Raw genomic sequence first — 19925 nt, 5'->3', positions numbered from 1 at the left:
AAACGCCCAATCGAGAGGAAAGGTCCAGCCCCTGCGCACCTCGGTTCAGCGACTATAATCAAATGCCCCGGTTCGGGGGGCAGAAAGGCTGCGCATAGATCAGGGGATCTGCAAAGAAAAAAACGCCGGCACGAAGCCGGCGTTCAGTTATTGAGGCAGGTTTCATACAGGCAAGAAACCTATCGAGCAGTGACTCCGTTATAAGCAATTTCCGGCTTCGGTCCAAGCTAAAAGTTTGAATTACCCCGGAAGCCCAGATAGCGTCTGCACATATGAAAATAAGGGCAGCGCAGGATTGTTCTCAAAATGAGACCATTATTTTTCTCTCGTCTTCGTGCGGCAGCAGGCGGAATCGCACTTCTTGCGACCACGAGTCTCGCCAGTGCAGAATCAGCCCATGGCATTGCCATGTATGGCGATCCGGCACTCGCGTCTGATTTTACGGCGCTGCCCTATGTAAACCCGGATGCGCCCAAAGGCGGCACCGTCGTTTTTGGAAATCTCGGCAGTTTTGACTCGCTCAATCCGTTCACCAACAAGGGCAATCCCCCCTGGCAAATGCGGTTCTGGGGCTACGAGAGCCTGATGGGTCGCTCCTATGATGAGCCCTTTTCCCTCTACGGGGTACTGGCCGAATCGATTGAGACCCCGGAGGACCGGTCCTGGGTGGAATTCACCCTGCGCGAGGAAGCCCGGTTTTCCGATGGCAGCCCGGTCACGGTCGAGGATGTGATCTGGTCCTATGAAACCCTCGGAACCGAAGGCAACCTGCGCTATCGCAGTTTCTGGGACAAGATCGAGACCATCGAACAAACCGGGCCGCGCAGCCTGCGGATCAGCTTCAATGTCGAGGATCGCGAACTGGCCTTGATCGCCGGGCTACGGCCGGTGCTGAAAAAGGCGCAATGGGAGGGGACCTCCTTTGCCGATGCCGATCCCAGCGAGGTTCCCATCGGCTCCGCCCCTTACCGGGTCAGCAGTTTCGAACTTGGCCGCTCCGTCACCTTTGAGCGCAACCCCGACTATTGGGGCAAGGACGTGCCGTTCCGCCGAGGCACCAACAACTTTGACGAAATGCGGTTGGAGTTTTTTGGTGATCAGACGGTTCTGTTTGAGGCTTTCAAGGCCGGAACCCTTTCCGCTGTGCGGGAATTCAATGCCGCAAAGTGGGATCGGGATTACGACTTTGCACGCGTGCAAGACGGCGCGGTTATCAAGACTGAAATTCCCAATCAGAAACCCTCCGGCATGACCGGGCTGGTGATGAATACGCGACGCGAGACCCTGTCAGACTGGCGCGTGCGGCAGGCCCTGATCGAGGCTTTCAACTACGAATTCATCAACGACACGCTGACCGGAGGCCGCCTGCCCCGGATTACGTCCTATTTTTCAAACTCCTACCTGTCGATGCAGGATGGCCCCGCAACCGGACGCGTCGCCGAGCTCCTCGCGCCCTTTGCCGACGATCTTCTGCCCGGCACGCTTGATGGCTACAGCCTGCCCGTCAGTGACGGCAGCGCGCGCAATCGTGCCAACCTGCGCCGTGCGCGCAAGCTGCTGGAAGAGGCCGGCTGGACGATCACCGATGGCGCATTGACCAACGCCGATGGCGAACAGATGCAGCTCAAGGTCCTGCTGCAACACGGCAACCTCGGCGAAGAGGAAATGCAAAAGGCTGTCGAGATCTATGCCAGCGCCCTGGAACGGCTCGGCATTTCGCTCACGACCGATCTGGTCGACAGCGCGCAATACGTCGAACGTCAGAACGAATACGATTTTGACCTGACATTCTTCCGTCGTGCCCTGTCGCTCAGCCCCGGCAATGAGCAGATGCTTTATTGGGGCAGCGACGGCATGGACGCGCCCGGTTCCCGCAATCTCATGGGCATGGACAGCCCGGCGGCAGAGGCGATGATCCAGCACATGCTGACCACCAGCTCCGCTGAGGAGTTCATTGCCGCCACCCGCGCCTTGGATCGCATCCTGACCGCGGGGCGCTATGTGATTCCGATCTGGCAATACGCAAAGAGCCGCATCGCCCATGACGCCACCATGAGATACCCGATGCGCATCCCGATCTACGGCGACGGGCACCACTACATGCCCGAGGTCTGGTGGCACGCGCAGGACTGAGATCCGCCCCTTGGACGGCCCGCCTCGCAATGGGTGGGCCGTTTTTGCCTGCAATCCCCTGACCTTAGCAACGCACCCTTGCGCCAACTGCCAATGCACTACAGGTTTTCCAGAGGGTCAGTATAACTAAAATCAAATTTCATTCAGGCGAAGCTTCGCCAAATATTGCAAAACCTTCAAGAAACGCTGACAGGACGACTGTTTCTTGCTACATTCAGCATCACGAATTCGGATTGTGTCCCAGGGTGTGAGGGTTGCGATGATTGAATTGAACGAAGTGAACCTTGCGCGCAGCCTGCCACGCTTGCAGCAACGATTTCCCGATCTTGTTGTCGATAGCGTTGTCAGTGCGATGACCCAGACCGATGAGCTGATCCAGGCTGTCGCCTCTGCCCAGGGAATATCCCTCACCGAAGCCCGCGAAGAGATGCGGGATTTTTTATATCTGGAGAGCCTGCGCGAAGAGCTGACCGCCTGAGACCGCCTGCGGCTGGTTTCGACCCGGCGATAAAACGCCGCGCTGATCAGGGTCAGTGCCGGCCCGTCAACCGCCGTCCGTCACGCCAATGACGTGACCCAAAGGATCGTCGCATCCTCCGGGCTGACGGACACCACGTTGTGGCCCATCGCCCCATCATAATAAGCGCTGTCGCCACGGCGCATTTCCACCGGCTCGTAAAACTCAGTATAAAGCGTCACGACCCCGGTCAGCACGTATAGAAACTCTTCACCGTCATGTCGCACCCAGCCGTCGAACTCATCGAGCCTGCGCGCCCGCACCCGTGCGCGGTAGGGCAACATATGTTTGCGGGTCAGCCCGTCCGCCAACAATTCGTGTTCGTAGGTGGCAGTGGCATGGGCTGATCCCTCGCCGAACTTTGTCACCGTCATGCGCCCGTTGACCTGGTCGCGTTGGGGCGGCGTGAACAACTGCGGCACCGAGATCTGCAGGCCGACCGCCAGCTTCTTCAACGCCTCATAGGTCGGGGACATCTGACCGTTTTCGATCTTGGAGAGCGTCGAACGCGCCAGCCCCGCCTGATTGGCGGCGTGCTCCAACGTCCAGTCGCGCTGTTTGCGCAACTCCCTGACCCGAGCCCCCAGATCAAGGGGTTCCGGTTCACGTTCCTCGCCATTGGCATGGGCGATGGAAATCAGTGTCTTCGGGTCGCGGTCTACCATGAAAGTCCTATAGTGGCGCCTTCGCGGCCTTGCAACGCCGACTTGCTCCGATGCGCGCCCCGGGGTAGTCAGATTCATGCTTTCTATCTTCGATCAGGGTCAGCACCCGCCTTGTCCGGCCTCTTTCAACCTGGCAGCGCATGTCCTGCAACACGCCGGTGACCGTGCGGCGCATCCGGCCGTCGTGATCGCGGGCGCAAATGGCGACGAGGTCTGGACCTATGCCCGCTTTGAAACCGCAGTGCGCGGCATCGCCACCGGCCTGATCGAGGCCGGGCTCAAACCCGGTGACCTGCTGCTGATGCGATTGGGAAACACGGTGGAATTCCCGCAAGTGTTCCTCGCCGCGATCTCTGTCGGCCTGATCCCGGTGCCCACCTCGGCGCAGCTGACCGCGCTCGAAGTCGCGCAGATCATCGCCGATCTGTCACCCGCTGCCGTGGTGCGTGCCCCCGATGTAGCCAGCGCTCCGCACGCCAGGGAAATCCCGCTGTCCGAAATCCGACGGATGCAAAGCCTGGCCGCCGCGCCCTATGACCTCGGCGCGCCGGACCGCCTTGCCTATGTGGTCTATACATCGGGCACCGGCGGCACACCCCGGGCCGTGGCGCATGCCCACCGCGCCGTATGGGCGCGGCAGATGATGATCCGGGACTGGGCCGCACTGTCCGTCTCTGATCGCCTGCTGCATGCAGGCGCGTTCAACTGGACCTTTACGCTTGGCACCGGGATCATGGATCCGCTGTCGCTTGGGGCCACCGCAATCATTCCCGCGCCGGATGTGGATCTGACCGCTCTGCCTGCGCTTCTTGACAGAGCTCAGGCGAGTGTTTTTGCAGCTGTACCGGGCGTATACAGAAAGATATTGAAGCAGGAGACCCTGCCCGAACTGACCCATCTGCGGCATGGTCTGGCCGCCGGGGAGAAACTGCCCGCCGATCTGCGCAAACACTGGCAGCAACGCACCGGCACCCCGATCTACGAAGCCTTCGGCATGTCGGAATGCTCCACCTTCGTGTCCTCGGCCCCGCATCGCCCCTCGGATGGTGCCATGCTGGGCACGCCTCAAACCGGACGCCGGGTGGCCATCCTGTCGGACGAGGGCCCCGTCCCGATCGGAACCGAAGGGATCATTGCCATACATCGCGACGATCCAGGGCTGATGCTGCGCTACCTCCATGCGCCCGAGGCAACGCAAGCACGGTTTCGCGGCGAGTGGTTCCTGACCGGAGACAGAGGCATCATGCATGAAACCGGAGAAATCGAATACTGCGGACGCGATGATGACATGCTGAATGCGGGTGGCTATCGCGTGTCGCCGCTAGAGATTGAGAAAGTCTTTGCAACCCACGACAAGATAACACAATTCGCAGCTTCCGAAGTGGAAGTGAAACCAGGGGTGCGCATCATTGTGGGGTTCTATTCCGGTCGCGAAGACGTGACCGATGCCGAGCTTCAGGCTTTTGCAAGCACGCAGCTGGCAGCGTACAAACGCCCCAAAGCCTATAAACGCCTGACCGAGTTGCCGAGCAACCCCAACGGCAAACTCCTGCGCCGGGCCCTGCCCGATCTGTTCAAGGATTAGAAAATGACCGAGCCAAACCTGCCGCCCCATGTGAAACTCGACATCCTGTCGGATCCGATCTGCCCCTGGTGCTATATCGGCAAAACCCTGTTGGACCGGGCGCTCGCCGCCGAACCGGATCACCCCTTCGTGGTGGAGTGGCATCCCTTTCAGCTGAACCCGGAGATGCCGGCCGACGGCATGGATCGTCGCGCCTATCTGGAAGCCAAATTCGGCGGCAAGGACAATGCCGTCAACGTCTATGCCGAGATCGCAAAACATGCCGAGGCCGCTGGTGTGGAGATCAACTTCGAAGCCATGCAGCGCACCCCGAATACCATCGACGCCCACCGTCTGATCCATTGGGCCGGTCTGGAGGCCAAACAGTCCGAGGTGGTCGACGCGCTGTTTGACGCCTATTTCGTGGCCGGCAAAGACATCGGCGATGCGGCGGTTCTGGCCGATGTGGCCGCCGACGCCGGGCTGGAGCGCGCGGTGATCGAAAAACTCCTGGCGAGCGACAATGACATCCAGGCCATTCGCGACCGGGACGCGCATTCGCGCGAGATGGGCGTGAACTCCGTCCCGACCTTCATTATTGCAAATCAGCATGTGGTGCCCGGTGCGCAGCAACCGGAGCTTTGGGCTCAGGTGATCGCCGACATCAAATCGCAGCTTGCCAGCGCGTCGTCTGCTGAAGATGAGGAAACCCCTACACAACATTGATGCCAAATACTTTTTAAAACTAAACGGATCAGGGTGGTTGCGCGGATTACGCGCAATGCACATATGTCTGTGCGTACATTTAACAATTGAAGCGCTTTTCGGCATGCAAAATCCATGTTAGCGCCGGGGCACCGGCCTCCGAACCCGGGGCGATGTCCGCCCCCGTTCATGTCGCCGGCAGAGGTTTACAGATGACAGAACACCCTAAATCCACCTTGTCGCAGGGCGAATTCATCGCCCTGATCGCAATGATGTTTGCAACCATCGCCTTTTCGATCGATGCCATGCTGCCAGCGCTTCCGGATATTGGCACAACCCTGAGCCCGGATGACACCAACCGCGCCCAGTTGATCGTGACCTCCTTTGTCATGGGCATGGGGCTTGGCACTTTCTTTACCGGCCCGCTGTCCGATGCCTTTGGGCGCAAGCCGGTCATCTACGTGGGATCGGCGCTCTATTGCATGGGCGCGCTGGCCGCGTATTTCAGCCAATCCCTCGAAACCATTCTGATCTCGCGGGTGCTGATGGGCCTCGGGGCGGCGGCGCCGCGCGTGGTGGCCATCGCCATCGTGCGCGACCTCTATGTGGGGCGAGACATGGCGCGGATCATGTCGCTTGCGATGATGATCTTCACGCTGGTGCCCGCATTTGCACCGCTTCTGGGCAGCGGCATTATCGCGCTGACAGACTGGCGCGGGATTTTTGCGGCCTTTGCGCTGTTTTCCGTCATTATCGTGCTCTGGATGGGGTTCCGACTTCAGGAACCGCTGCGCAAGGAAGACCGTCGCCCCTTCCGTCTGCCGCAACTGCTCAGCGCGCTGCGGGAAATGGTCAACCATCCCACCGTGCGGCTGTCGATCCTGGCCCAGACCTTTTGCATGTCGATGCTGTTTACCATGATCGTCATGGTGCAGCCGGTATATGAAATCGTGTTTGAGCGCGCCGAGAGCTTTCCGATCTGGTTCATGATCGTCGCCCTGATTGCGGGCAGCGCCAGTTTCCTCAACGCCTCTCTGGTGGGGCGTGTGGGGATGCGTCGCATGGTGACATGGGCCCTGGGGGCACAGATCTGCGCCAGCAGCGTGATGTTCCTGGCCACCGGGTTCACCATCGCCGAGCCGATGAATTTCTACATGTTTGTGGCCTGGCAAACCAGCGTGTTCTTCATGGTCGGATTGACGCTCGGCAATCTGAACGCGATCGCGATGGAGCCGATGGGCCATATCGCCGGTCTTGCCGCCTCGGTCATGGGGGCGATCTCCACGGTTGTGGCCGCCATCATCGCCGCCCCGATCGGCCTGTTGTTTGACGGCACCATCGTCCCGCTGGTGATGGGCGTGCTTGGGACTGCGTTTCTTGCCTTCCTCACCATGCTGTGGATGGGGCGCGTCGAAGCGATGACCGCACCGGCCTGACAACGTTCAGACCCGAAAATATCGCGTTATCAAAATATTATGCGGCGCTGCTCAGGTATTGAGCAGTGCCGCACTCCGTTAAAGCCCCCCGAGCAGATCAGGAAGTGTATGTTCGCCTCACTGGGGTTTGCGCGCCTTTTTCTTCTCGGCCACGACCTTCTCGGCCAGATCCCGGGCGATCGCAAAGGCCCCCTTGATCTTGTCGCTGTCCTTCTTCCAGTCCCGGCGCACCACGATCTTGTTGTCCTTGACCTTGGCCAGACCGTCCTGCGACTGGATGAACTCCACCAATCCCTGTGGCGAGGCGAATTTGTCGTTGTGAAACTGGAGGGTTGCACCCTTGGGACCGCCGTCCAACTTGGCGATACCGGCTTTCTTGCACATCGCCTTGATCCGAACAACGAGCATCAACGTATTGACCTCCTTGGGCAATTTCCCAAATCGGTCGATCAGCTCCGCGGCAAACCCCTCTAGTTCGACCTTCGTCGACAGGGACGACAGACGCCGGTAAAGGCCCAGCCGCACATCGAGGTCGGGAACATAATCCTCCGGGATCAGCACCGGCACCCCGAGGTTGATCTGCGGCGCCCATTGCTCATCGCCTTCGGTCAGCCCCTCGACCTCACCGGATTTGATCTTGGCGATCGCCTCTTCCAGCATCGATTGGTACAGCTCATAGCCCACATCGCGCATCTGTCCCGATTGCTCTTCGCCCAGCAGGTTGCCGGCGCCCCGAATATCAAGATCCTGCGAGGCGAGCGTAAAGCCGGCGCCAAGCGTGTCGAGAGAGCCAAGCACCCGCAACCGCTTTTCCGCCGTATCGGTCAGGCGCTGACGTGGGCGTGTGGTCAGATAGGCATAAGCGCGTGTCTTCGAGCGCCCGACACGGCCGCGGATCTGATAGAGCTGCGCCAGGCCGAACATATCCGCACGATGCACCACCATGGTGTTCGCGGTTGGAATATCGAGACCGGATTCAACGATCGTGGTGGCCAGCAGGATGTCATACTTGCCGTCATAGAAGGCATTCATACGGTCATCGAGCTCCCCGGCCGCCATCTGCCCATGCGCAACCACATAGCTCAGCTCCGGCAACTGCTCCTTGAGGAATTCCTCGATCTCCGGCAGATCGGAAATGCGCGGCACCACATAGAAACTCTGCCCGCCGCGATAATGCTCGCGCAGCAGAGCCTCGCGGATGGTAATGGCATCAAACTCGGCCACATAGGTACGGATCGACAACCGGTCCACCGGCGGCGTGCCAATTATCGAAAGATCCCGGACACCTGTAAGGCTGAGTTGAAGTGTTCTCGGGATCGGGGTCGCGGTCAGGGTCAGGACGTGAATATCCGTCCGCAGCTGTTTCAGGCGCTCCTTATGCGCCACGCCAAAATGCTGCTCTTCATCAATGATGAGCAACCCAAGGTTCTGAAACCGAATATTCTTGGCCAACAGCGCATGGGTGCCGACCACAATATCGACGGTCCCCTTGGCCAGGCCTTCGCGGGTCTGGCTCGCTTCCTTTGAACTGACAAAGCGCGACAACTGCCTGACTTCCAAAGGGAATCCCCGGAACCGCTCCTTGAAACCGGCGGCATGCTGACGCGCCAGCAGCGTCGTGGGCGCGACGATGGCCACTTGCAGACCCGACATCGCCGCGACAAAGGCCGCCCGCATCGCCACCTCGGTCTTGCCAAAGCCGACATCGCCACAGATGAGGCGATCCATCGGCTGCCCGGAATGCAGGTCCTCCATCACCTCCTCGATCGCCCGAAGCTGATCGTCGGTTTCCTGATAGGGGAAGCGCGCCGAGAACTCCTCCCAGGCATGCGGTGGCGGATCCATCACCGGCGCCTTGCGCAGGGCACGCTCTGCGGCGATCCGGATCAACCGGTCGGCCATCTCGCGAATACGTTCCTTGAGCCGCGCCTTCTTGGCCTGCCAGGCGCCGCCGCCCAGCTTGTCGAGCAACCCCTCGTCATGCCCGTATTTGGACAGCAGTTCGATATTCTCGACCGGCAGATACAGTTTGCTCTGCTCGGCATATTCCAGCAGCAGGCATTCATGCGCAGCACCTGCCGCCGTGACCACTTCCAACCCCATGTAGCGCCCGATCCCGTGGTCGACGTGAACCACCAGATCCCCGGGGGTAAGGGATTGAGCTTCGGTCAGGAAGTTCTCGGCTTTCCGACGTTTTTTGGGTTTCCGGATCAGTCGGTCACCAAGAACATCCTGTTCCGAAATGACCGTCATATCCGGCGCTTCAAAGCCATGCTCCAGCGCCCAGACCGCCAGATGCAGCCCTGATTTGCCTATTCTGGTGCCATCAGAAACGGGGATCGTTTCCGCCAGCCCTTCATCCTCGATCAGCCCACTGAGGCGCTCGCGCGCGCCTTCCGAATAGGAGGCCACAACCACCGGCCCCTGCGCCATCCGCGCTTTAATATGATCCGCCAGAGCCCCAAACAGGCTGATGTTTTCCTGTTGCCGTTCCGGTGCAAAGTTACGCCCGATCCGCCCGCCGGCATCCACCACGCCGGGACCGCTGGCCTGCGGCAGCGGATGGAACTGAACAGACCGGCATGCCGCGACCTGCTGATCCCAGGCGGCCTCATCCAGATACAAGAGCTGCGGCGGGGTCGGCTTGTACACCGAATCCATCCGCCCCTTGGCATCCATCGCGTGTTTGCGGGTCTCATACTGATCCGCGATGCTCTCCCAGCGGGCAATCCGAGCCGGTGTCAGCTGGTCATCCAGGGTGACCGTGGCGTCCGGCAGGTAATCAAACAGGGTTTCCAGCCGCTCGTGAAAAAACGGCAGCCAATGCTCCATCCCCTGATGCTTGCGCCCGGCAGAGACCGCCTCGTACAGCGGATCGTCGCTGCCAGCGGCACCAAACTCGATCCGGTAATTCTGCCGAAAGCGGGTGATCGCCGCCTCGTCGAGGATCACCTCCGAAACCGGCGCCAGTTCCACCCGGTCCAGCTTTTCGGTCGTCCGCTGCGTCGCCGGATCAAACCGCCGCGCGCCATCCAGCACATCACCAAAGAGATCAAGCCGCACCGGCCCGCTCTCACCAGGCGGAAAGATGTCGATAATACCGCCGCGTACCGCGTAATCGCCCGGCTCCATCACCGTGGGGCTTTGGGAAAACCCCATACGCACCAGGAACTTGCGCAGCGCTTCTTCATCGATCCGCGTGTCGACCTGCGCGGTAAAGGCCGCTTCTTTCAGAACCTCACGCGCCGGCACGCGCTGCATCGCGGCATTGAGGGTCGTCAGCAGCACAAAGCGCCCGGGCATGCCCTGCACCAATCCGGCCAGCGTCGCCATCCGCGCGGCCGAAATATCCGCATTCGGCGACACGCGATCATAAGGCAGACAATCCCATCCCGGAAACACGATGACCGGCAGCTCCGGGGCAAAGAAGCGCAACGCCGAGCGCATCGCGTCCATGCGCTTGTCATCGCGGGCAATATGCAGCACCGGCGCGCCAGCGCGGTCCAGTTCACGCAGCACCAACTGCGCGTCAAACCCCTCGGGTGCGCCGCCCATAACGATGGATTTCTGGGACATGTGCTCCCCTTCTTCACGGTTATCCGAGGCTCAGCCGAGCACTCCGTTGGTCAGGTTCTGAATCATGCCCCAGATCCCGGTGACAAAAATCGACACGACACCAACCAGCTGCACGTAGAGACGCGTGCGCACGAGCCGGCGGCGCAGGGCGTGATCATCGTGCTCCCTGGCCCGAATGGCGCGCGCTGCTCTCAGGTTGATCAGTCCCACGACATTCATCGGCAGCAGCATCAGCACCAGCGCCTGTGCAAATTCGATGTCATAGACAAAGCCCAGCATCAGCAGCGACGTCAGCACAAAAAACATGAAACCTGTCAGGATAAATCCTGACACATCAGCAACATACAGCAGCCTGTTCACCTGTATGCGAACCAGGTCCTGTAGATCCTGCGCCGATTGCCCCCCGACCCGCGCCGCACGCCCAACCATGTCATAGGGCACGCCCAGCACCCAGTGGCTGGCAGAGGACCACAGCACCGCAAGGGCAATCCAGTACCACAGGTTCGAAAAGGATCTCAGGTCGATCAACTCGACGATAATTGCAAATAGGTCCAAGGTCGTGCAAATCCCTGATTTCACCGTCGCACAGGCAACGCGGAGCCAACTTGACGCCCTGTATCCATCGCCACGCGCGCTGATACAAGGGCTGCTGCGTCAGAAATGCACGGGCGCGGCACTTGTGAACCACGCCTGATCCGTGGCACCCATAGGCATCGGAATTTGTCACGAGATCAAGATGCCTCCTATCATTGCACCCTTTCCAGCCGCCCGCCCGCGCCGCCTGCGCGCTTCAGCTGCCGTTCGCAACCTGACGCGGGAACACGAACTTTCGGTGCACGACCTGATCTGGCCGGTGTTTGTACGCGATGGCGAGGGAGTGGAGGAACCGGTTGCATCAATGCCGGGGGTGGTCCGCCGATCCGTCGATAAAGTGGCAGAGGCCGCTGTCGAGGCGCATGCGCTCGGCATCCCGGCGATCTGCCTCTTTCCCTACACGGATCCCGCCTTGAAAACGGCAGACTGTGCCGAAGCCTGGAACCCGGACAATCTGTGCAATCGCGCCATTCGCGCCATCAAGGCCGCGGCACCGGATCTGGCGGTGATGACGGATGTGGCGCTCGACCCCTATAATATCAACGGCCATGACGGCTATGTCGTGGACGGCGAAATCCGCAATGACGAAACCGTCGAGGCGCTGGTCCGCATGACCCTGGCGCAAGCCGAGGCCGGCGCGGATATTATCGGCCCTTCGGATATGATGGATGGTCGTGTGGGCGCCATGCGCTCAGCCCTGGAAAAGTCCGGATTTCAGAATGTTACGATCCTGTCTTACTCCGCAAAATATGCTTCGGGGTTTTACGGGCCCTTCCGCGATGCGGTTGGGGCCTCCGGTGCGCTGAAGGGCGACAAGAAGACCTATCAGATGGATGCGGGCAACTCGGACGAGGCAATGCGCATGATCGCCCGCGACCTGACCGAAGGCGCAGATATGGTCATGGTGAAACCCGGTCTGCCCTATCTGGACATCTGCCAGCGCGTCAAACGCGAGTTTGCCGTACCGACCTTCGCCTATCAGGTCTCCGGTGAGTACGCCATGATCCAGGCTGCGGCGCAGAATGGCTGGATCGATGGCGAACGGGTGATGCTGGAAAGCCTGATGGCCTTCCGCCGTGCGGGCTGCGACGGTGTGCTGACCTATTTCGCGCCACAGGTCGCGCGGCTGCTGAACGGATAGGCCGGAACACGTGAACGTGACAGCGGGAACCCGCGCATCCGGCGTGGGTTCGAGATGACAGAGGCGCGAAGCTTGCCTATAGTCGGCCCAAACAAGGCGCAAAAGCGCCGACCCAATATGCAGGTAACACCATGAGCAGAACAAATTCCTCCCTGTCCCGCCGCGCCTTCACCACCGCCGGGCTCGCCACGCTGGGCGTGACCGCCGCTTGCGGAAACGGGATCGGCAATACCAATGACGTGAAGATCGACGCCCGCGTGGATGCGACTCTGAACCAGATGTACAGCCGCTATCCCGGCACCCGGGACCTGGCAGAGAAATCCGCGGGCATGCTGGTGATCCCGCTGGTGACCGAGGCGGGGTTCATCTTTGGTGGCGCCTATGGGCGCGGCGCGCTGCGCATCAATGGTATCACCGTGGACTACTATGCCAATGTCAAAGGCAACGCCGGTCTGCAAATCGGTGCCCAGCAATATGCACATGTGTTGTTCTTCATGACCGATGCGGCGCTGGCACGGTTCCGCCGCTCTTCGGGTTGGACCGCCGGTGCGGATCTCGAATATGTGGTCAAGGACGAAGGCAATGCGCTGACGGCCGACACCAACACCCTCACCGCACCGGTGATTGCCGCGGTCTTTGGTCAGGCAGGATTGCGTCTGGGTGCAACCCTCGAAGGGTCCAAATACACCCGCATCATCCCCTAAGACACTGGCAATTCCTACCTAGTCTCAATGCGTTCAAATCTCAATGCGTTCAAAGCCTCCCTTAATCCGGGAGGCTTTGCTGTTTGCGGCCCATCCACGGGCGTGTCGCCCGGATCAATCGAGCGCGCGCAAGCGCTTTATCAGCGCCGAAGTGTCCCAGCGGCCACCGCCGAGTTTCTGCACATCCTTGTAGAACTGATCCACCAATGCGGTCACCGGCAGGCTGGCGTTGATGTCATCCGCAGTATCCAGGCAGATCCCGAGATCCTTGCGCATCCAATCCACCGCAAACCCGTGATTGAACTGATCGTCCAGCATGGTTTCGTAGCGATTGGCCATCTGCCAGCTGCCCGCTGCGCCCTGGCTGATAACCTCGACCACGGCGCGCCCGTCCAGTCCGGCCTTTTCGGCAAAATGCAGCGCTTCGCTGAGCCCCTGCACCAGCCCGGCAATGGCGATCTGATTGCACATCTTCGTCATCTGGCCAGCGCCACTGTCACCGATGCGACGACAGATACGTGCATAGGCGGCCATGATCGGCTCCGCCTTGGTGTATTGATCCGCATCACCACCGCACATGATTGACAAGGCGCCGTTCTCGGCCCCCGCCTGGCCACCGGAGATCGGCGCATCGACAAAGCCCAGCCCTGCCTCTTGCGCGGCCGCATAAAGCTCCCGGGTGACCTGAGCCGAAACGGTGGTGTGATCCACAAAGGTGCTGCCGGACGCCATCCCCGAAAAAGCCCCATCGGGTCCCAGGCAGACCGAACGCAAATCGTCATCATTGCCGACGCAGGCCATCACGAACTGCGCATCCGCCGCAGCCTCGCGCGGGGTGGCCGCAGCGCGCCCGCCCGTTTCCGCCGCCCAGGCCTTCGCCTTTGCGGTTGTACGGTTGTAAACTGTTACATCATGGCCTGCCTTTTGCAGATGTGCCGCCATGGGATACCCCATCACGCCAAGTCCAAGGAACGCAATTTTGGTCATGTCCTTTCCCCCTGATCTGTCTTCGCATATGTTGGCGCCAACCCTAGCACCGCGCCGATCAAGCGCAATGTGTCTCGGCAACAAATCTCGAATTTCCAAGGGAATAGACAAAGAATGGCACGCCTTTTCCGCTGGCTTCTCCGCCTCACGGCCGGTTCGATTCTGCTTGGCCTTGCGGGCGCGGGACTCGTCTATTTTCTCGCCGCACAATCGCTGCCCGATTATGACAAGGAGATCGCGCTGCCCGGACCGACCGCGCCGGTGGAAATCGTGCGCGATCACGCCAATGTGCCGCATATCTTTGGCAGCTTCGGCGCCTCTGACGAGGATGTGTTCTTCGGCCTCGGCTATGCCCATGCGCAGGATCGTCTCTGGCAGATGGCAGTGATGCGCCGCACGGCCCAGGGGCGTCTGTCGGAAATCTTCGGCCCGCGCACAGTCAAGACCGACAGCTTCCTGCGCCGCCTTGACCTCTATCGCACCGCGCGCAGCTCCGTCGCGGCGCAAAGCCCGGAAAGCCTGCGCGCGCTCGAAGCCTATGCCAGCGGCGTCAATGCGCGCCTGCAGGAGGTCAACGAGCGCGCGCTGGGGCGTGGCGCGCCTGAAATGTTCCTGTTCAACATGCCGATTGCCCCCTGGCAGCCTGCCGACAGCATCGCGATCATGAAGCTGATGGCGCTGCAGCTCTCCTCGCATCTGCAAGAGGAGATCCTGCGGGCGCAAACCTCGATTGCGCTTGATAACCCCTCGCGGCTGCTGGATATTCTCCCCGATGCTCCGGGCACTGGAACCGCAACGCTGCCGGAATACACCACACTGTTTCCCGGCCCGTTCCCCAAACCGGATGCGGCCCCCTCAGAGAGGTCGCATTACGCCGCGCTGATGCCTGTCGCCCCGCGCGGACTGGGGGGCGCCTCCAACGCCTGGGCCGCTGCCCCCAATCGCTCTGCCGCGGGGGGCACCCTGCTCGCCAACGATCCCCACCTTGGGCTGAGCGCCCCTGGCATCTGGTATCTGGCGCGGCTGGAACTGGGCACTGGCGGCGTGATCGGTGGCACCATCCCGGGCATTCCTGCCGTTCTGACCGGGCGATCGCAGCAGATGGGATGGGGGGTCACCTCGTCCTATCTCGACGATCAGGATCTGTTTGTCGAAAAGATCAATCCGGACAACCCGCAGCAGTACCTCAGCCCGACCGGCTACAAGGAATTCGAGAGCCGCCCTTCCATCGTCCAGATCAAGGGCAACGAACCGCTGACCCTGACGCTGCGCTGGACCGACAATGGGCCGGTGCTGCCCGGTTCGCTGTTCGATCTGGCCTCCGTGACGCCACCCGGCCATGTCATCAGCCTCGGCTGGACAGCGCTGTCGCCCCGCGACACCTCGATGACCGCGGCCTTGGAACTGATGCGCGCGCAGACGGTGGAACAGGCGATCGTCGCTGGCGAGAACTTCATTGCGCCGTCGCAAAACCTGACCCTGGCCGACGCGGAAACCGTTGCGCTGAAAACCGTGGGCGCCATGCCAGATCGCGATCCGCGCAATCAGAGCCAGGGCCGTTTGCCCAATCAGGGCTGGCGCCGGGAAAACCAGTGGCAGGGTCGCCTGCCCTATGCGGCGAACCCGGAATTTGTCAGCCCGCGCGGCGGCATCCTTGGCAATACCAACAACAAGCTGCTGGACCGGCCCTTTCCCAATCACGTGTCGTTTGAATGGGGCGATACGCAGCGGATCAACCGCTGGCGGCGGCTGATGCAAACGCGCGAGGTGCACACCCGTGACAGTTTTATCGAAGCGCAACTCGACACCGTTTCCTACAGCGCCCGCAGCCTGCTGCCGCTGATCGGGGCTGACCTCTGGTTCACTGGTGAGGCCGCCCCCGACGGCACCCCGGCGCGCCAACGCCAGATTGCCTTGTCGCTGCTGGCAGAGTGGAACGGCGAGATGAACGAACACCTGCCAGAGCCGTTGATCTACGCCAGCTGGGTGCGTGCTTTGCAAAAACGCCTGATCGAGGATGAACTCGGCCCGCTTGCTGATGCGTTTACCCGTGTTGACCCGGTGTTCCTGGAACGGGTGTTCCGCGACATCGACGGGGCTGGCGTCTGGTGTGACGTGCAGCAAAGCGCCCCGACGGAAACCTGCACCGATATGGCGCGATTGGCGCTGGACGATGCATTGGTCTACATCAGCGAGCATTATGGCAATGCGCTGGAAGCCCTGCGCTGGGGCGACGCCCATCAGGCGACGCATGACCATGAGGTGCTCGGCGAAGTGCCCCTGCTGCGCTATTTCGTGAACATCCGTCAATCCACCAGCGGCGGCGACAACACCTTGCAGCGCGGCCTCACCTCGGGCGAGGAACCTGCGCCGTTTCGCAACGTGCATGCGGCCGGCTATCGCGGGGTCTATGATTTTGCCGATCCGGACAGTTCCGTCTTTATCATCGCAACCGGGCAATCAGGCCACTTCCTGTCGCGCTATTACGATGACATGGCGCAGTTCTGGCGCCGGGGGGAATATATCCCGATGTCGCTGGATGAGGACCTGGCACGGGCAGCGGCAGTTGGTGTGACCCGGATCCTGCCACGCTGAGGCGGAGGGGTGATGGACGCCCCAACGCGCCATGGCCCATCCGCGCCAATGACTGGGCGACGATCCGACATCACCACAGCGCGCGGGTCCGGCCCTCAACCGGGGGCCGGATGCGTCGCCGTACAATCAGAGTTTCTCGAACCTGGCCTTTTGCAGATCAGTCCAGCGCACGGTCAGTTCAAACCCTTCATCGGTCTGTTCCTCCGACTGCACCACCTCTTCCTTGAACAGCCAGGCGCGTTGTTTGCCTTGCGAAAATTCAAGGTGAAGCACGTCCGTGTGGCGCACGCCTTGCAGTTTTAGCGCGATCTGGGCGAGAAGCTCCGGCAGCCCCTCGCCTGTGAGCGCCGAAATCGCAAACAGATCGTCGCTCCGCTCTGCCCGCTGGCGACAGGCCTCGGCTTCCTCGGGGGACAGCTGATCGATCTTGTTCCAGACCTCGATCAGGGCGCGATCCTCATCGACGCCAAGAGAACTCAGGATCTGCGCCACATCTTCGGCCTGATGATCGCTCTCGCTATGGCTGATATCGCGGACATGCAGGATGACATCCGCGGCCAGCACCTCTTCGAGCGTGGCGCGGAATGCCGCGACCAGTTCCGTCGGCAGGTCAGAGATGAATCCCACCGTGTCCGACAGGATCACCTCGGGACCATCCGGCAGCTCCACCCGTCGCATGGTCGGGTCCAGCGTGGCAAAGAGCATGTCTTTCGCCATCACCTCGGCACCGGTCAGGCGGTTGAAAACAGTGGATTTTCCCGCGTTGGTATAGCCAACAAGCGCGACGATCGGATAGGGAACCTTGGCCCGTGCCGCGCGGTGCAGGGTGCGGGTCTTCACCACCTTGTCCAGCTGACGGCGCAAGCGCACCAGTTGTTCGTCAATGGCGCGGCGGTCAGCCTCGATCTGGGTTTCGCCAGGGCCGCCGACAAACCCGAGACCACCACGCTGCCGCTCCAGGTGGGTCCAGGCACGCACCAGACGCGTGCGCTGGTAGCTCAGCGCCGCCATCTCCACCTGCAACACGCCTTCGCGGGTGCGCGCACGATCAGAAAAGATCTCCAGGATCAGCCCCGTCCGGTCAAGGATCTTCACCTTCCAGGCTTTTTCCAGATTGCGCTGCTGCACCGGGCTGACCGGACCGTCGATCAGGACCAGCTCCACCTCTTCCGCCTTGAAGACCGCTTTCAGTTCCTCGATCTTGCCGGAGCCAAACAGCATGCCGGGATGCGCCTTGGGCAGTCCCACGACATTGGAGCCGACCACATCCAGGTCGGGCAAGGCGGCGGCGAGCGCCACACCTTCTTCCAGCGCCGGAACAGCGTCGCGGCGCTCTCTGTCTGACTTGATATCCGGATGCAGGACCCAGGCGCGAGTCCGCTTCCTGTCATGCTCCATCAATTGGAGTCTTCACCCTCATAGAGACTGATCGGCTGAGCCGGCATGATGGTCGAGATCGCATGCTTGTACACAAGTTGCGACTGGCCATCGCGGCGCAGCAACACGCAGAAGTTGTCAAACCAGGTGATCACGCCCTGAAGTTTGACACCGTTGATCAGAAAGATTGTGACTGGAACCTTAGTTTTGCGAACGTGGTTCAGGAATGCGTCCTGAAGATTCTGTCTGTCCGAAGCCATTTGTTTATTATCTCGCCTTTGTTCTTGTCACGCGCTGCGGCCCAACGCGTCCCTTACGCGGAGTATGGACGCAGTTTTAGCGGGTTTCCACCCGAAATACGTCATTTTTCTACATGGGTTAACCAGATTCTGTCAGCTCCGCCAGAGATTGGGCGACAGAAGTGCGATAATGGCCAGCGTTTCCAGCCGACCCAGCACCATGGCAAAACACAGGATCAGCTTTGCCGGGGCTGCCAGCAGCGCAAGTTCGATCGGCACCTGTCCCGCCGCTTCGATCAGCGGACCGGTGGTCGACAGACCGGCCACGGCCAGAATCATCGCCTGCTCAAACGGGATTCCAAACGCCGAAAGCGCGACGCAGATCAGGGCCAGCGACAAGGCAAAGAGCATGAAAAAAATCCAGGCAACGAAGGCCCCGTTGCTTTGCAGCCGCCTGTTGCCCCGCCCCTCGCCGCTGACCGACGATGGCAGGACCAGCCGCTCCATCTCGCGCAGACCGTTGAGATAGAGCGCATAGACCCGCAGCAGTTTCACACCACCGGCGGTGGTGGCCACCCCGCCCCCCATGACCGCAAGACCCAGCAGGATCATGCCCGGCGTCTCCAGCCCGGACCATTCCTGGGCGCTGAACCAATAGCCGCTTTCAAACCCGTTGGTGGTCAGAAAGGAGGTGATGGTGAACAGAGCGCCCCAGAAGGAGGCCAGCGCCATCGACAGGTCGTCCGAGGTATTGACCTCAAGCGCCGCAATCCAGTGGCGCAGGAACAGCAGGATCGGCACCCCGAAGATGATCAGCATGCCGGTGCGGAACTCCGGATCCTTGTCCAACCGCCCATGGCCCACGGCGACGGTGTCGCTGGAGAACGTCAGGCGCGACAGCGCAAAGAGTAGGAACAGGAACATGACCATTTCGCCGGCCAGCCCGGACTGGGCCGCGCCAATTCCCCCGATCGGAGACAGGCCGGAGGTCGCCATCACCGACATCGCATGGGACACCGCAACCAGACCGCTGTCACCACAGAGCAGCAGCAGCACCGCAAGCGCCAGGGTCAGCCCGACGTAGACCGGGGCAAGGGCCACGGTGACCATGATGAGTTTGCGTCTTGGGTCCGGCCGGTGGCTTTCGCGCAGGATCGCGTCACTGCGCCCAGGCTCCGCCCGGGTTGTCACCTCGAACCCGCCAAGCGACAGCGGCGCCAACACTGCGGAGGCCGCAATCCACATGAACAAACCGCCGAGCCAGGCCACCAGCACCCGCCACAGATGCACCGACGCCGGCAGGCGACCGGGCTGATCAAAAATATCGGCCCCGGTGGTGGTCAACGCGCTGACCATGTCGAAATAGGCATTCAGATAGCTGGTGTTGCGCAGCGCATCCTGCAACGGCACCGCCAGAAACAGCGGCAGGAACACAAAGGTCGCCAGAAGCGTCATCAGCTGACCCGGCATCCCGTATCGCGGCACCCGGTTGGACACCGAAAGCCCGATAAAGGTCACCAGGGTCACCCCGACAAGCCCGGAATAGAAAAAGCTCTGCGAGGTATTGTGATCGTCCACCAGCACGGCATGGATCGCGGGGATCCACATGGCGACCGAGAACACGCCCCAGATCAGCAGCAGCAACGGCAGCCGCAGGATGCCACGAACCTGAGAGCGGGGGCGACGGGGCAT

15 protein-coding genes are annotated in these 19925 nt (G+C 61.1%); 8 read left to right on the top strand and 7 right to left on the bottom strand.

The features are described from left to right. Nucleotides 1–306 precede the first annotated feature (306 nt). The gene (locus ACXAF5_RS09895; RefSeq protein WP_474946465.1) at nucleotides 307–2133 is read left to right on the top strand and encodes an extracellular solute-binding protein; all 1827 of its coding nucleotides are present in this window, start codon (nucleotides 307–309) and stop codon (nucleotides 2131–2133) included. A gap of 259 nt (nucleotides 2134–2392) precedes the next feature. Then, nucleotides 2393–2611: a hypothetical protein gene (locus ACXAF5_RS09890; RefSeq protein ID WP_239321495.1), complete on the top strand. Its 219-nt coding sequence runs from the start codon at nucleotides 2393–2395 to the stop codon at nucleotides 2609–2611. An 80-nt stretch (nucleotides 2612–2691) separates the two neighbouring features. Here ACXAF5_RS09890 and ACXAF5_RS09885 read toward each other — a convergent pair whose 3' ends face one another. Then, nucleotides 2692–3315, bottom strand: coding sequence for a helix-turn-helix domain-containing protein (locus ACXAF5_RS09885; protein ID WP_239321497.1), 624 nt, complete (start codon nucleotides 3313–3315; stop codon nucleotides 2692–2694). A gap of 76 nt (nucleotides 3316–3391) precedes the next feature. Here ACXAF5_RS09885 and ACXAF5_RS09880 point away from each other — a divergent pair, with 76 nt between their 5' ends. From ACXAF5_RS09880 to ACXAF5_RS09870, 3 genes are all read left to right on the top strand, one after another. After that, nucleotides 3392–4900, top strand: a complete 1509-nt coding sequence (locus ACXAF5_RS09880) for a class I adenylate-forming enzyme family protein (protein ID WP_474946464.1) — start codon at nucleotides 3392–3394, stop codon at nucleotides 4898–4900. A gap of 3 nt (nucleotides 4901–4903) precedes the next feature. Further along, nucleotides 4904–5605: a DsbA family oxidoreductase gene (locus tag ACXAF5_RS09875; protein ID WP_474946463.1), complete on the top strand. Its 702-nt coding sequence runs from the start codon at nucleotides 4904–4906 to the stop codon at nucleotides 5603–5605. A 191-nt stretch (nucleotides 5606–5796) separates the two neighbouring features. Beyond that, a complete protein-coding gene (locus ACXAF5_RS09870; RefSeq protein ID WP_474946462.1) occupies nucleotides 5797–7020 on the top strand; it encodes a multidrug effflux MFS transporter in 1224 nt (407 codons plus the stop codon). 117 nt (nucleotides 7021–7137) lie between these two features. Here the strand turns inward: ACXAF5_RS09870 and mfd are convergent, their stop codons facing one another. Both mfd and ACXAF5_RS09860 read right to left on the bottom strand, forming a co-directional pair. Continuing rightward, nucleotides 7138–10596 carry a transcription-repair coupling factor gene (gene mfd / locus ACXAF5_RS09865; RefSeq protein WP_474946461.1) on the bottom strand — a complete coding sequence of 1153 codons (3459 nt, stop codon included), beginning with the start codon at nucleotides 10594–10596 and terminating at the stop codon, nucleotides 7138–7140. Between the two features lie 30 nt (nucleotides 10597–10626). Further along, nucleotides 10627–11151 (bottom strand): component of SufBCD complex, encoded by a 525-nt coding sequence (locus ACXAF5_RS09860; RefSeq protein WP_474946460.1) that lies wholly within the window; start codon nucleotides 11149–11151, stop codon nucleotides 10627–10629. A 181-nt stretch (nucleotides 11152–11332) separates the two neighbouring features. On the opposite strand from ACXAF5_RS09860, the gene hemB reads away from it, so the two are divergent. Beyond that, nucleotides 11333–12331: a porphobilinogen synthase gene (gene hemB, locus ACXAF5_RS09855; RefSeq protein ID WP_474946459.1), complete on the top strand. Its 999-nt coding sequence runs from the start codon at nucleotides 11333–11335 to the stop codon at nucleotides 12329–12331. Between the two features lie 131 nt (nucleotides 12332–12462). Next, a complete protein-coding gene (locus ACXAF5_RS09850) occupies nucleotides 12463–13035 on the top strand; it encodes a lipid-binding SYLF domain-containing protein (protein ID WP_474946458.1) in 573 nt (190 codons plus the stop codon). Nucleotides 13036–13149: 114 nt separating this feature from the next. Here ACXAF5_RS09850 and ACXAF5_RS09845 read toward each other — a convergent pair whose 3' ends face one another. Then, nucleotides 13150–14022, bottom strand: a complete 873-nt coding sequence (locus ACXAF5_RS09845; protein ID WP_474946457.1) for an NAD(P)-dependent oxidoreductase — start codon at nucleotides 14020–14022, stop codon at nucleotides 13150–13152. Between the two features lie 114 nt (nucleotides 14023–14136). Between ACXAF5_RS09845 and ACXAF5_RS09840 the strand changes: the two genes are divergently transcribed. Beyond that, on the top strand, nucleotides 14137–16617 hold the full coding sequence (locus ACXAF5_RS09840; RefSeq protein WP_474946456.1) for a penicillin acylase family protein: 2481 nt from the start codon (nucleotides 14137–14139) through the stop codon (nucleotides 16615–16617). A 126-nt stretch (nucleotides 16618–16743) separates the two neighbouring features. Here ACXAF5_RS09840 and hflX read toward each other — a convergent pair whose 3' ends face one another. The 3 genes from hflX to ACXAF5_RS09825 form a co-directional block, all read right to left on the bottom strand. Next, nucleotides 16744–18015, bottom strand: coding sequence for a GTPase HflX (gene hflX, locus ACXAF5_RS09835; RefSeq protein ID WP_474946455.1), 1272 nt, complete (start codon nucleotides 18013–18015; stop codon nucleotides 16744–16746). After that, nucleotides 18015–18254 carry an RNA chaperone Hfq gene (hfq, locus tag ACXAF5_RS09830; RefSeq protein WP_005611588.1) on the bottom strand — a complete coding sequence of 80 codons (240 nt, stop codon included), beginning with the start codon at nucleotides 18252–18254 and terminating at the stop codon, nucleotides 18015–18017. The genes hflX and hfq overlap by 1 nt, the downstream gene beginning before the upstream one ends. Nucleotides 18255–18386: 132 nt before the next feature. Beyond that, entirely contained in the window at nucleotides 18387–19925 is a 1539-nt protein-coding gene (locus ACXAF5_RS09825) for a TrkH family potassium uptake protein (protein ID WP_239321519.1), read from the bottom strand.

This window comes from Epibacterium sp. ABV4_022, assembly GCF_056159345.1.
This window is presented reverse-complemented; position numbering and strand designations above follow the sequence as displayed.